The 12332-nt window shown below is 61.5% G+C and carries 12 protein-coding genes; 8 read left to right on the top strand and 4 right to left on the bottom strand.

Annotated elements, in window-relative coordinates; genetic code table 11:
- Positions 1–3 precede the first annotated feature (3 nt).
- The 4 genes from LOY34_RS22840 (at position 4) to LOY34_RS22825 (ending at position 3363) form a co-directional block, all read left to right on the top strand.
- On the top strand, positions 4–1431 hold the full coding sequence (locus LOY34_RS22840; RefSeq protein ID WP_195885002.1) for a PAAR domain-containing protein: 1428 nt from the start codon (positions 4–6) through the stop codon (positions 1429–1431).
- Positions 1424–1822 (top strand): hypothetical protein, encoded by a 399-nt coding sequence (locus LOY34_RS22835; protein WP_258664043.1) that lies wholly within the window; start codon positions 1424–1426, stop codon positions 1820–1822. Before LOY34_RS22840 ends, LOY34_RS22835 begins: the two co-directional genes overlap by 8 nt.
- Before the next feature lie 132 nt (positions 1823–1954).
- The gene (locus LOY34_RS22830) at positions 1955–2356 is read left to right on the top strand and encodes a hypothetical protein (protein ID WP_195885000.1); all 402 of its coding nucleotides are present in this window, start codon (positions 1955–1957) and stop codon (positions 2354–2356) included.
- Between the two features lie 692 nt (positions 2357–3048).
- On the top strand, positions 3049–3363 hold the full coding sequence (locus LOY34_RS22825; protein WP_195884999.1) for a hypothetical protein: 315 nt from the start codon (positions 3049–3051) through the stop codon (positions 3361–3363).
- A gap of 57 nt (positions 3364–3420) precedes the next feature.
- Here LOY34_RS22825 and LOY34_RS22820 read toward each other — a convergent pair whose 3' ends face one another.
- The 4 genes from LOY34_RS22820 to LOY34_RS22805 all read right to left on the bottom strand — a co-directional run bounded on the left by LOY34_RS22820 (position 3421) and on the right by LOY34_RS22805 (position 7857).
- Positions 3421–3825 carry an HPF/RaiA family ribosome-associated protein gene (locus tag LOY34_RS22820; protein WP_123566506.1) on the bottom strand — a complete coding sequence of 135 codons (405 nt, stop codon included), beginning with the start codon at positions 3823–3825 and terminating at the stop codon, positions 3421–3423.
- A 178-nt stretch (positions 3826–4003) separates the two neighbouring features.
- Positions 4004–6343 (bottom strand): TonB-dependent Fe(3+) dicitrate receptor FecA, encoded by a 2340-nt coding sequence (fecA, locus tag LOY34_RS22815; RefSeq protein WP_195884998.1) that lies wholly within the window; start codon positions 6341–6343, stop codon positions 4004–4006.
- A gap of 90 nt (positions 6344–6433) precedes the next feature.
- A complete protein-coding gene (locus LOY34_RS22810) occupies positions 6434–7366 on the bottom strand; it encodes a FecR domain-containing protein (protein ID WP_258664042.1) in 933 nt (310 codons plus the stop codon).
- On the bottom strand, positions 7363–7857 hold the full coding sequence (locus LOY34_RS22805) for a sigma-70 family RNA polymerase sigma factor (RefSeq protein ID WP_195884996.1): 495 nt from the start codon (positions 7855–7857) through the stop codon (positions 7363–7365). Before LOY34_RS22805 ends, LOY34_RS22810 begins: the two co-directional genes overlap by 4 nt.
- 219 nt (positions 7858–8076) lie before the next feature.
- On the opposite strand from LOY34_RS22805, the gene LOY34_RS22800 reads away from it, so the two are divergent.
- From LOY34_RS22800 to LOY34_RS22785, 4 genes are all read left to right on the top strand, one after another.
- Positions 8077–10044 (top strand): ligand-gated channel protein, encoded by a 1968-nt coding sequence (locus LOY34_RS22800; RefSeq protein ID WP_093379623.1) that lies wholly within the window; start codon positions 8077–8079, stop codon positions 10042–10044.
- Positions 10045–10118: 74 nt separating this feature from the next.
- The gene (locus tag LOY34_RS22795) at positions 10119–10424 is read left to right on the top strand and encodes a DUF3649 domain-containing protein (protein ID WP_195884995.1); all 306 of its coding nucleotides are present in this window, start codon (positions 10119–10121) and stop codon (positions 10422–10424) included.
- Positions 10421–11995 (top strand): PepSY domain-containing protein, encoded by a 1575-nt coding sequence (locus LOY34_RS22790; RefSeq protein WP_258664041.1) that lies wholly within the window; start codon positions 10421–10423, stop codon positions 11993–11995. The genes LOY34_RS22795 and LOY34_RS22790 overlap by 4 nt, the downstream gene beginning before the upstream one ends.
- On the top strand, positions 11995–12321 hold the full coding sequence (locus LOY34_RS22785; RefSeq protein WP_093379632.1) for a DUF3325 domain-containing protein: 327 nt from the start codon (positions 11995–11997) through the stop codon (positions 12319–12321). The genes LOY34_RS22790 and LOY34_RS22785 overlap by 1 nt, the downstream gene beginning before the upstream one ends.
- Positions 12322–12332 lie beyond the last annotated feature (11 nt).

The following is a 12332-nucleotide window of genomic DNA, read 5'->3' as shown; positions in this document are numbered from 1 at the left end:
GCGATGGTTTATCGCCTGAGCCTCAATGGTCGCGGCGCCGGGCAGCATGGCGACCCGACCACCAGCGGGGCGACCTGCCTCAGCAGCCAGTCCAGTCACCTGCAGAACGGGGTCGGCAGCCTGCGCCTGGGGGATGCCACCACGCCATGCCCGGAGTGCGGCCAGGCCGGCAAGATTGCCGAAGGGTATGCTGACTGGACCATCAACGGGCTGCCGATCGCCTTTGATGGTGCGCAGATCGACTGCGGCTGCCCGGCCGGCAGCAACCGCCTGGTCGCGCCGCTGGATGGCGGCGGCGCCAGAGCGGCGCCGGTAGCGGGCGGCTTTGCCGCGCCAGCTGGCCAGGCCTTCAAGCCGCCTGCGGCGACGCCCAGGCCAGCCGCCATCGGTACGACCAGGCCCGCTTCAGCCATGTCCAGTGCGCCCGGCACGCTGGAGCCTGGCTTCTATGTGGTGCCACGCAGCATGTCGGGCCAGCAGGTGCTGGCCCGGCTTGGCGGCGAAAACCGCTACCTCAGCGCCCGGCTGCAGCGGCTTAACCCCAGCTTCGCCGAAGGCTTCAAGGCCGGTGAGCTGTTCGTCCTCGGCGACCCCGACAACGGCATGAGTTGCACCCGCGAGGAAGCGCAACTGATGGCCGCTGCCGCCCAGGTGCGCGAGGTACTGGCGCCGCTGACCGAGGAAGAGGCCAACTTCATGGTCCGCTACCAGGGTGAAATCGCCGGCTTGTTCAGCGGCGCCAGCCAGTCGATGGGCGTCGGCAAAGACATGCTCGGCCATGGTTTGAGCCAGGTTGAAAACAGCCTGCGTGCGCTTGAACAGCTGCATCAGCGCTCGTTCAGCACCTACGGGCATCTGAACAGCCCGCAGTTTTTCGCCTCTCGCCAACAGCTGTACCGCCAGCTGGATGCCCAGTTGAAGACGGCGTTTCTCAACAAGCCGTTGAACCTGGGCAGTTACGACAGCCTGCGTCGAGACCTCGGCATCTCGACCAAAAGCCTGGTTCACCACTGGAGCCGTGCCGGTGCGCCGGGAGAGATCCCGGGTTATGCCACACACCTTGAGCAGGTATCCCGGACCGCGAAATACCTTAAGCACGGTGGGTATGTCGGTATTGCCCTGGGGGGCGGCGCGTCGGTTCTCAAAGTGCAGGAAGTGTGTAGAGCGGGGGAGACGGAGGAATGCAAGAAGATTCGATTTACTGAGGCTGGTAGTTTTTCTGGGGGGCTGGCGGGTGGTGGTGCTGGTGCCTATCTGGGAGGGAAGACAGCTGTAGCTGTATGTGGCGCCGCCGCTGCGGCTGGCGGCGGGATTGGTCTGGCGTTATGTGGAATCGTCCTAGTGGGAGGGGGATCATTTGCAGGAGGGAGCGGCGGTGGATCATTTGGAGAATGGCTAGGAGACAAGATTTATGAGGTGAAACATGATTGACATAAACACTTGGCCGCCGAGCGTTGCGATCGCTTTCGGTTTTGCACCATTTGTGATCCTATTATCTGGCGTAGTCATGGAAACCTACATCGCCCGAAGCCGTGACTTCGACCTCGTCATTGCCAGCCTCCCAAACAGCCTCTGGCTCAAGCAGCAGATACCGTTCTGGGGGACCACCAGGTTGAAATCGCGCTGTTATTTGCTCAGCACGATTTGCGGCGCAATGCTTTATCCAAAGCTCTGTATCCGCCTGGGAATGATGGACGCAGAGGATCTGCGCAACTTTCCCCCACGGCTTCGGCGACGATTGTTGATTGCTTCCTGGTTGATCATCATTGGTTCGGCGTGGATGTTTATCGGTGTCGGCCTGATCAAGCTTTCAAAAACCTGAACATAAAAAATCGAGTCCCATGGACTCTCCTTTTTACTGTCTGCGTCGTTGATTACCAGTTGAGGCGAGCTTGCTCGTTATTCAGAAATTATTTGAGCCCAAGGCGAAGGTACTTTACAACTGGATGGAACCATGACATTTGATTACTACACCTGGCATTCTGATATCCAGATTTCATTCCTGCTCACCCCCATTGTAACTGGTGTGACAGGCGTATTTATCAACCGATACGTGGCCAGTAGTCGACACTTGAACGTCATGCTTGCAGCCCTTAAGAACAGTCGTTGGCCAGAGCAGCAGATATTAAAGGGAGGGCTGATCCTTCCGACGGCTCGAGTCAATCTGGTTGCCGGTGTCTCGGGCTTTCTTGTGTTCCCGAGCTTCAGTGTTCGCACCGGGAGGCTGAATGCAGAAGACTTACGTAACTTTCCACCTTACCTTCGACGGTCGTTGATCGCATCGTTCTGGCTCACGATTTTGGGGTGCATAGGAATGCTCCTAAGTGTATGCCTTCTCAAACTTTCAGCAACCTGAGCATTCCAAAGCGGGCCCTATAGGTTCGCCTTGGAAGTTTGCAGAGCAGAGGAGACGGAGGCGTGTAAAAATATTCGATTTACTGAGGTCAGAAGCTTTTCTGGTGGGTCGCTTGCCGGTGGACCAGGAGCTGAAACAGGTGGCGAATGGCTCTGGGAATTTGTATATGAAAAGGTCAATCCATGACGGGATTTTGGAGTTCTTGGTGGGCATTTACTTTCATGCTGACTCCTTTCGTACTCAGTCTTTCCGGCGTGGCGATAGGTGCGCATATAGCCTGCAGCCGCGACTTCAACGCCATGATTTCCGCGCTTCCAAACTGTCGTTGGCTTAAGCAACAGGTACCGTTCTGGGGCACTTCGAGTCTCAAATCACGTTGCTTCTTGGTTAACACTGTTTGCGCTGCGATGGTTTTTCCGGCGATCGGAATACGTAGAGGCTTGTTCGAGGCAGACGAGATACGAAATTTCCCCAAACCCCTTAGGTATCGAATGGTTGCATCCGTCTGGCTGACGACTACTGGCTTTGCCTGGATGCTAATAGCCGTAGCGCTTCTTAAATTATCGAAAGATTGAATAGTGCAGAGGTACAGTTGGCATGGAGTCATGATCTTTGAATATTACACCTGGCATCCAGGGCTATGATTCGCCTTCTTGTTCACGCCGTTCGTGATCATGATGTCTGGTGTGGCAATGAGTACTTACCTTGCCCTAAGTCGAAACTTTGAGACCATGATTGCGAGCCTGCAAAAGAGTTTTTGGCTTCAACAGCAGATGCCTTTATGGGGGACGACAGGTTGGAGGTCACGTTGCTATTTGCTTAGCACAATCAGTGGAGCATTGCTCTATCCGAAACTTAGTGTTCGATCAGGGATGATGGATGCCGAAGAGTTACGTAACTTCCCTCGGTACCTTCGACTCAGAATGCTAGTGGCTTCCTGGCTGACAATCATTGGCTCAGCCTGGATGTTTATCGGTGTCGGCCTGATCAAGCTTTCAAAAACCTGAGCATAAAAAAAGCGAGCCCCAGGGGCTCGCCTTTTTACCGTCTGCGTTGCTGCTTGTTCAGTTGATACGAGCTTGCTCGTTCTCCAGGAACTCTTCCTGCAACAGCCCGTCATTCTGGGCGCCGTCGATGCTTTGCTGAGTCACCGCGCGTTTGCTGCGCAGTTTGCCGTAGAAATGCTCCAGGGCGTGGTTCAGTTTGATTGCGGCGCCTTCGACAGCCTGGTCGAGGGATGCGGACTTGTGGCTTACGGAAATCGGTTGATGGCCTTTTGGGCGTGCCTCCATCTGGCAGCGTTTGTCGTGCGGACCTGGCTTGTCGCCGTTCTCGTCGCGCAGGTGGACCTCGATGCGGGTGAGGTCTTCGTCATATCGTTCGAGCGTGCTTTCTACCGTGCTGCGGACCCACTCTTCCAGCCGGATGTTGCCTTGAATATGGTTGTCGCTATTGACCTGGATTTGCATAGTTCAATCCCTTATTCAGCTAGCTCGCAAGAGAATCGATGGGGCCTTGGCGGCCTGTGACAACCATCGCCTCTTGACTACAAGGTCAGGCACTTGGCCAAACAATTCAAGCCCTTTTGAAATAAAAATATCTTGTAGCAAATAGCCCGGCACAGGCCGGGCTTTTGCATGCGCTGGATCAGAACGCGACGGAGGTCTGCAGGTATACCGTACGGGGTTCACCCACGTACTTGCCCTTGTTGTTGTCGTCGAACGAGCGGGTGTAGTACTGGTGATTGAAGATGTTTTTCACCCCCACGGCGACGTTGAGGTTCGACAGTTGCGGGCCGAAATCGTAGGCCGCACGGCTGCTGAACAGCATGTAGCCGGGGATGCGCCCGGTGCTGCCGTCAGCGCTTTCGGCCGCGGTGTTGGCGTTGTCGGCGAACTGGTCGCTCTGGTAGCTGCTGTCGAGGTTGAGCCGCCACTGGCCTTCTGTATAACCGATGCCCAAGGTGCCTTTGTGGCGCGAGGAGAAGGGCACACGATTGCCTTTGTTCGGCCCGTCTTCGCGGATTTTAGCGTCGACGAAGGCGTAGGTGGCATACACGTCGAAACCTGCCAGCGCCGGGTTGAGGCCTTCGAGGGCGTACTTGACGCTGGTCTCGATGCCCTGGTGGCGGGTTTCGCCTCGGGCGATCACCGAATCGTTGGTCTGGTTGCTTTCGTACTGGTTGTCGAAGTTGATCAAGAAGGCGCCGATCTCGGCCTGCAGGTTGCCGTTGTCGTAGCGGGTACCCAGCTCCCAGGTGCGGGCTTTTTCCGGTTTCACTTCGCCACTGCTGACCCGGTTGGGCATCTGGCTGTACTGCACGCTGCCGAACGAGCCTTCGGTGTTGGCGTACAGGTTCCAGCTGTCAGTCAGGTGGTACATGACGTTTAGCGCCGGCAGCGCGGTGTTGTAGTCGCCCTGGTAGCGCTGGCCGTTGAGTTTGTTCGACTGCTCGGAGTCGATCATTTCGTAGCGGATGCCCGGGGTGATGGTCCACTGGCCGATGTCGATGCGGTCATCGAGGAACAGCGCATGGGCTTCGGTGCTGCCACGGGTGTCGCGGTCGTTGCGGCTGGCGCTGGTCGGCAACTGGTTGGCAGCGATCGACTCGCGGTAGCGCAGCTCGTGGCCGGCTTCGTTGACGTAGCGGTAACCGACACCCACTTCATGCCAGCTCTCGCCGAGGGCAAAGCCCTGGGAGAAGCGTGTTTCGATGCCGCGTACCCAGTACTCGCGCGGCGACAGCGAGACGAAGCTGCCCTGGTCCAGATAGCCACTGCGCAGGGTCTTGGTGAAGAAGCTGTTGACGCTGAACTGGCGGGCGCCTTCCTTGTAGTCATAGCCGAAGTTGAACATCGTTCGGCGGCCCCAGAACTTGTCCTGCAGGCGGGTCGACTGGTACGGGTCGGCATCGTAGTCGGCAACGCTCAGGCCGCCGGGCATCTGCGCTTCGCCTTCGTAGTACTGGGCCATGGCGTGCAGGCTGTTGGCCTCGTCGAGCTGGTATTTGCCCTTGAGGATCAGGTCGTCGATCTGCGTGTCGCTGTGCTCGCGCCAGTCACCGCCACGGCTGCCGGAGTACAGCAGGGCGCCGCCCAGGCCGTTGGCGTTGGTGCCGCCGGCGAGCAGGTTGGCGCTGGTCTTGAAGCCGTCGTGGCTGGACGACGGGCTGGTCTGGGTCTGGAAACCGGCTTTCACCGTCGGCTCGTCGGGGATCGCCCGGGTCACGAAGTTGACGATGCCGCCGACGTTCTGCGGGCCGTAGCGCACCGCGCCGCCGCCGCGCACGACGTCCACCGCGTCCATGTTGCCCATGCTGATCGGAGCGAACGACAGTTGTGGCTGGCCATAGGGTGCAAACGGCACCGGAATGCCGTCCATCAGCACCGTCGAGCGCGAGGCCAGGCGCGGGTTGAGCCCGCGAATGCCGAAGTTCAGCGCCATGTCGTGGCTGCCGGTGCCGTTGTTTTCCGGGGCGTTGACCCCGGGAATGCGGTTGAGCACTTCGCGCGCGGTGGTAGCGCCGCTGCGCTCGAATTCTTCGCGGCGGATTACATCGCGGGCACCGGCATGTTCGAAGACGTTGTCTTGCTGCGCCGCGCCCAGCCAGTCGCCGACCACGGTGGAGGCGCCGAGCTCGACCGGCGCGCTGGCGGCCGCGAGCGGTTGCAGGCTGAAGGCGTTGTCACCTTCGGCGCGGGCGTGCAGGCCGGTGCCTTGCAGCAATGTATCGAGACCCTGCTGCGGGCTGTACTGGCCCTGCAGGCCGGGGCTGTGCACACCACGGGTGAGCTGCGAGCCAAACGAGATCAGCACGCCGCTTTCACGGCCGAACTGGTTCAGGGCGTTTTCCAGCGTGCTCGGGGCGATCTGGTAAGTGCGCGCCGGGGCCTCGGCTGCCTGGGCGGCAACGGCGCTGAAACTCAGGCTGGCACCTAGCAGCAGGGTGCGCAGGGCCTGGGCAAGTGGACTCGGTCGAAGGGGCATGCAGAAGATCCTTGAGAAGGTCGAAGCAAAGGGTTCTGCCTTCTCTGTCACGCGAGATGTGAAAACGGCTCAGGTCAGTGAAAAAAACCTTCAGGCCCGCGCTTCAACCGTCACCCAGTAGCGGGTAAAGCGCCGCACGCGCACCGGCAGTGCCACCTCGAGCAGGTCGAGAATGCGTTCGCTGTCGGCCAGCGGATAACTGCCGGAGATCAGCAAATTGGCTACCTCGGGTGCACAGTTGAGCTGGCCGCGACGGTAGCGCCCGAGCTCGTCGAGAAACGCGCCAAGGGGCATGTGCGCAGCCACCAGCATGCCGTCGACCCAGGCGCCGAGGTTGCGGTCCAGGGCCTGGCTGGCCTGCCATTGCGGGCCGTTGAAGCGCGCTTGCTGGCCAGCCTCCAGGCGATTGCCGGCAAGGCTGGCGCTGCCTTCGAACACCGCCAACTGGCTGTAGCCGGCGAACTGGCGCAGGTTGTAGCGGCCGTTGCCCAGGTTCAGCAGGCCGTGTTCGCTGCGCAGTTGCAGCGGTCGGCTATCGCCGGCCACGGTCAGTTGCAGTTCACCTTCGAGCAGGTGCACCAGGCGCTGGCTGGCATCGAAACGCACGTCGGCGGCGCTGCGGGTGTTGAGCAGCAGCAGGCTGCCGTCGTCCAGAGCCAGGCGCCGGCGTTCGCCGACCCGGCTGCGGTAATCGGCAAGCAATGTCGGCAACGGGTTGTGCTGCTGCAAGGCCAGGCCACTGGCGCTGCCGACCCCGAGGATCAGCAGGGTTTTCAGCGCCCGGCGGCGGCTGGCCGAACGTGGCGCCTGCAACGCGGCGTGGGCCAGGGGCGAGGACAGGCCGCGCAAGCGTTGATTGACCCGCTGAATGTGCTCCCAGGCGCGCTGGTGGTTGTCGTCGGCCTGCAACCATTGCTGCAGTGCCTGTTGCTGACGCGCATCGAGGGCGCCGCCCTGCAGTTCGATCAGCCAGTGCACGGCCTGTTCGGCCACCTGCGGGGAAAACTCCTGATGGCTGTTCACAAGGCGAAGTAACAGCGCATGGCCGCCTTGTTCAGGTAGCGCTTGACCGTGGCCAGGGAGATGCCCAGTTGCGCGCCGATCTCGGCGTAACTCAGGCCGTCGACCTGGGCCATCAGGAACGCGCGCTTGACCACCAGTGGCAGGCCGTCGAGCAGGCGGTCGAGCTCCAGCAGGGTTTCGAAAATGATTGCCCGGTGTTCTTCCGACGGTGCCAGTGCTTCGGGCAACTGCGCCAGCGCCTGGAGGTAGGCGCGCTCCAGGTCCTGGCGGCGGTAATGGTTGCACAGCACGCGTTTGGCGACGGTGGTGAGGAACGCCCGCGGCTCGTTGAGCAGCGGCGTTTCGCGGCCCTGGAGCAGGCGCATGAAGGTGTCCTGGGCCAGGTCGGCGGCACTGTCGGGGCAGCCCAGACGCCGGCGCAACCAGCCAGTGAGCCAGTTGTGATGGTCGAGGTAGAGGCCTTCGAGCGAGGAAGAGGGAGCGCTGGGCACCGTGAACACTCCGGCGCCGGGATGCGCAACAGAATAAGAATTGTTCGCATTGTAGTGAAAGGTGCCACTACTCGGCAATCGGTGCCTGACTGACGGGCGTAGCAGAGGATCGGGGAAATGTAAAAAACGTAAATACGCTTTACTCACATTTGAGAATGAATAGCATTCGCTCCCTAGATGAATTTACGCAACCTTTACATTTCTCAGGGAGAGGTCCTCGTGTCCCCGACTTTCAGTAAATCCTGCCTCGCGCTTACCCTCTGCTCGCTCTACACCGCGCAAGCCACAGCTCAGAACCAGCCGCTGGAGCTGGACAACATGGTGGTGACTGCGTCGGGTTTCTCCCAGCAGATCAAGGATGCGCCGGCATCGATTTCGGTGATTACCCGCGAGCAGATCGAGAACAAGTCCTACCGTGACGTCACCGATGCCCTGCGCGATGTGCCGGGCGTGGTGGTCACCGGTGGCGCCAGCTCCAGCGACATCAGCATTCGCGGCATGGCCTCCAAGTACACCCTGATGTTGGTCGACGGCAAACGCCAGGACTCGCGTGCCACCCGCCCGAACAGTGACGGCGCCGGTATCGAACAGGGCTGGATGCCGCCGCTGGAAGCCATCGAGCGCATCGAAGTGGTGCGCGGGCCGATGTCTTCGCTGTATGGCTCCGACGCCATGGGTGGGGTGATCAACATCATCACCCGCAAGGTCACCCCGCAGTGGTACGGCGGCGTGCGCACCGAAGCAACCTTCCAGGACCGCTCCGACTCGGGCAACTACAACAGCACCAACGCCTTCATCTCCGGGCCCCTGGTCGACAACCTGGTCGGCCTGCAGCTGTACGGCCAGCGCTCGCGCCGCGACGAAGACCATATCGTCAACGGCTTCAACGAGCAGAGCACCGACAGCGCTACGGCCAAGCTGTCGTTCACCCCGGATGAACACAACGACATCACCCTCGAAGCGGGCAAGTCCGAGCAGGAGCGCAACTCCCACGTCGGCCGTTCGGCCAGTCGTTCCGCCAGCCGTAACGACTACGACCGTACCAACTTTTCCATCACCCATTCCGGGCGCTGGGACAGCCTCACCAGCGAAAGCTACCTGCAGCGCGAAAAGATCGAGAACCCGGGTCGGCGCATGGAACTGGAAAACACTGTGCTTAATTCGCAGGTGTCGTTCTTCAGCGATTCGCACATCACCACCTTCGGTGGCCAGTACAAGTACGAAGACCTCAGCGACGAAGGCAACCAACTGGCCTCGGCGGCCAGCGTCAACCAGCTGACCCGCTGGTCGTGGGCCCTGTTTGCCGAAGACGAATGGCGCCTGACCGAAGCCTTCGCCCTGACCGGCGGCCTGCGCATGGACCGCGACGAGAACTACGGCACGCACTGGTCGCCACGCCTGTACGGGGTCTACCACCCGACCGAGCAGTGGACCATCAAGGGGGGGGTATCCAGCGGCTACCGCTCGCCGGACATCCGCGCCGCCGTCGATGACTGGGGCCAGATCACCGGTGGCGGTGGCGACCCGGCGATCATCGTCGGCAACTCCAGCCTCAAGCCGGAGAAGAGCCTGAGCCAGGAAATCGGCTTTATCTGGGACAACCTCGAAGGATTCTCCACCGGCCTGACCCTGTTCAACACCGACTTCAAGGACAAGATCACCGAGACCCGCCGCTGCACCGACAGCACCGGCAATGCCTCGGGCCAGTGCCAGATCGGCGGTACCTCGTACAAGTTCATCAGTGACCGGGTCAACGTTGACGAGGCGCAGATGCGCGGCATCGAAGCGACCCTGGACTGGGACATCACCCAGACCGTGTCGCTGGCCACCAACTACACCTTCACCGCCTCCGAGCAGAAGAGCGGCCCGCAGAAAGGCAAGGCCCTGAACCAGATGCCGCGGCACATGTTCAACGCCACCCTCGACTGGCAGGCCACCGACCAGCTGGGCACCTGGGCGCGCCTGAACTATCGCGGCAAGACCTCGGACTACCTGGGCCGCACCACCATGTCCGACGGCACGCCGTCGTACACCTTCGTCGACTTCGGCGGCACCTACCGGGTGACCAAGAACGTCAAGCTGCTGGCCGGTATGTACAACGTCTTCAACAAGGAAGTGGACTACGACAACTACCAGACCGTGCTGGACGGCCGCCGCTACACCATGGGCGTCGACCTGTCGTTCTGATCGGCCGGCCTGCGGTTTTGCTTATGAGAATATAAATCATTATTATTGTGCGCTTCTCGTAATGGACCGATGCCATGAAAAGCAAAGCCGCCGGGCTGCCCATCAGCTATCGCCTGGCCGTGACTTCCCGCAGCCTGGCTGCCGTGTTCGGTGGCTACCTGCTGGCGGCCATGGCCAGCGTCTGTATCACCCTGCTGTTGCCGGTGCCGCGTGCCGAGGCGGTGATCAGCGGCATGATGCTGTCGTTCCTGTTCTACCTGGTGGCTTTTCTCTGGTGCTTCGCCTGTCGTAGTGCCTGGCAGGCCTGGCTGGGAGTACTGGTGCCGAGCCTGGTGCTGGCGATGGTCAGCGGCCTGGCCTACTGGATGAAAAACCCATGAAAGAGGGCTTTCGCCAGGCCATGGCCTGGCTGCATACCTGGACCGGGCTGATCTTCGGCTGGTTGCTGTTTGCGATTTTCCTGACCGGGACCATGTCCTACTTCAAGGAAGAAATCAGCCACTGGACCCAGCCGGAAGTGCCCAGCCGGGCGCTGGATCCGGCGGCCAGCCTGGACCTGGCCCAACGCTACCTGCAAGAGCATGCGCCGACTGCGGGCAGCTGGTTCATCGAGTTGCCCAACGCTCGCGAACCGGCGCTGAGCGTGAGCTGGCCCAAGGCTGGAGGCGGGCGCCGCGACTTCACTTCCAAAACCCTCGACCCTGCCACCGGCGCCGAATTGCAGGCGCGCGATACCCGTGGCGGCAATTTTTTCTACCGTTTCCATTTCCAGCTGGAAATGCCTCACCCCTGGGGCCGCTGGCTGTCGACCTTTGCCGCGTTCATCATGCTCCTGGGCCTGGTGACCGGGATCATTACCCACAAGAAGATTTTCAAGGAGTTCTTCACCTTCCGCCCGGGAAAGGGCCAGCGTTCCTGGCTCGACGGGCATAACGCCATTGGCGTATTGGTGCTGCCGTTTCACCTGATGATCAGCTACAGCAGCCTGGTGATCTTTATGGCCATGGTCATGCCGGCCAGCATCATCGCCAGCTATGGCGACAATACCCGTGGCTTTTTCAACGACCTGTTCGGCGGCCAGAGCCAGGTCCAGGCCGCCGGCACCGCGGCGCCGTTGCTGCCCTTGCCGCAGCTGTACGCCAAGGTCCAGGAGCAGGCGCCCGGGGCCAATCTTGCCTGGGTCGAGGTACAGAACCCCGGTGACCAGAACGCCCGGGTCCGGTTTGCCCGCCATGCCGGTGACCGTATCGCTCACCAGCGCGGCGGTGGCTGGCTGTTTGACGGGGTTAACGGCACGCTTGAGGGCGGCAGCCAGATCGAGGCCACGCCGGTGCTGATTTCCGGCGGCATGTACGGCCTGCACATGGGCATTTTCGCCGGGCCGTGGCTGCGCTGGCTGTACTTCTTCTTTGGCCTGGCCGGCACCGCAGTGATCGGCACCGGCCTGGTCATGTGGCTGGGCAAGCGCCAGCTCAAGCATGCCAAGAGCGGCACCCAGCCGTTCGAGCTGCGCCTGGTCGAGGTGCTCAACATCGCCAGCATGAGCGGCTTGCTGCTGGGTGTGGCGGCGTTCTTCTGGGCCAACCGCTTGTTGCCGATCGGCCTTGAAGGCCGTGCCGACTGGGAGACCAACTGCTTCTTCCTGCTCTGGGCCTTGTCACTGGTGCACGCCATGCTGCGCCGCGGCCGCCGAGCCTGGGCCGAGCAACTGGGCCTCGGCGCGCTGATGTGGGCGGGCTTGCCGCTGCTCAACGGCCTGACCACCGGCCAGGGCCTGAACCACTCGCTCGCCGTCGGCGACTGGGCCATGGCTGGTTTCGACCTGACCGCCTTGGCCAGCGGCCTGTTCCTGGCCTGGGCTGCCAGCAAGATGTGGCGGGCGCCGCTAGTCGCGCCCAAGCGCAAGCCCAAGGCCGCGCCTGGCACGTTGATTGAAAGCGAGGTGAACTGATGCTAGCCATTGCCCTGTTTGGTTTTGCCGGCTTCGCCGCCCTGTGCCTGGCCATGGACAAGCACTACAAGGACCTGCTCGGACAGCCACCGAGCAATGCGCGGCGTGCGGCGCTGCGGGTGGCGGGCTGGGCGCTGCTGGCCCTGGCGCTGTTGTTGGCGGTGCGCCACAGCGGCTGGGCCATGGGCCTGGTCGAGCTGTTCGCGGTGCTGATGGCCGGCGTCACCCTGTGGGTGTTCCTCCTGCCTTACCAGCCGCGGCTGCTGCTGGGCCTGGCGGCGGCCAGCGTGGTGCTGGCGCCATTGACTGCCCTGGCGTCGCTGTAGCTTGGTCAACG

It is taken from the genome of Pseudomonas sp. B21-009, from assembly GCF_024749345.1.
GTDB lineage: Bacteria > Pseudomonadota > Gammaproteobacteria > Pseudomonadales > Pseudomonadaceae > Aquipseudomonas.
The sequence above is the reverse complement of the archived record's forward strand: the minus strand, read 5'-3'. Positions and strand labels throughout refer to the sequence as shown.

Excerpts from the sequence above, each read along its gene's own strand:
- LOY34_RS22840 (WP_195885002.1), top strand. The coding sequence starts at position 4 with ATGGTTTATCGCCTGAGCCTCAATGGTCGCGGCGCCGGGCAGCATGGC.
- LOY34_RS22835 (WP_258664043.1), top strand. The coding sequence starts at position 1,424 with ATGATTGACATAAACACTTGGCCGCCGAGCGTTGCGATCGCTTTCGGT.
- LOY34_RS22830 (WP_195885000.1), top strand. The coding sequence starts at position 1,955 with ATGACATTTGATTACTACACCTGGCATTCTGATATCCAGATTTCATTC.
- LOY34_RS22825 (WP_195884999.1), top strand. The coding sequence starts at position 3,049 with ATGAGTACTTACCTTGCCCTAAGTCGAAACTTTGAGACCATGATTGCG.
- LOY34_RS22820 (WP_123566506.1), bottom strand. The coding sequence starts at position 3,825 with ATGCAAATCCAGGTCAATAGCGACAACCATATTCAAGGCAACATCCGG.
- fecA (WP_195884998.1), bottom strand. The coding sequence starts at position 6,343 with ATGCCCCTTCGACCGAGTCCACTTGCCCAGGCCCTGCGCACCCTGCTG.
- LOY34_RS22795 (WP_195884995.1), top strand. The coding sequence starts at position 10,119 with ATGAAAAGCAAAGCCGCCGGGCTGCCCATCAGCTATCGCCTGGCCGTG.
- LOY34_RS22790 (WP_258664041.1), top strand. The coding sequence starts at position 10,421 with ATGAAAGAGGGCTTTCGCCAGGCCATGGCCTGGCTGCATACCTGGACC.
- LOY34_RS22785 (WP_093379632.1), top strand. The coding sequence starts at position 11,995 with ATGCTAGCCATTGCCCTGTTTGGTTTTGCCGGCTTCGCCGCCCTGTGC.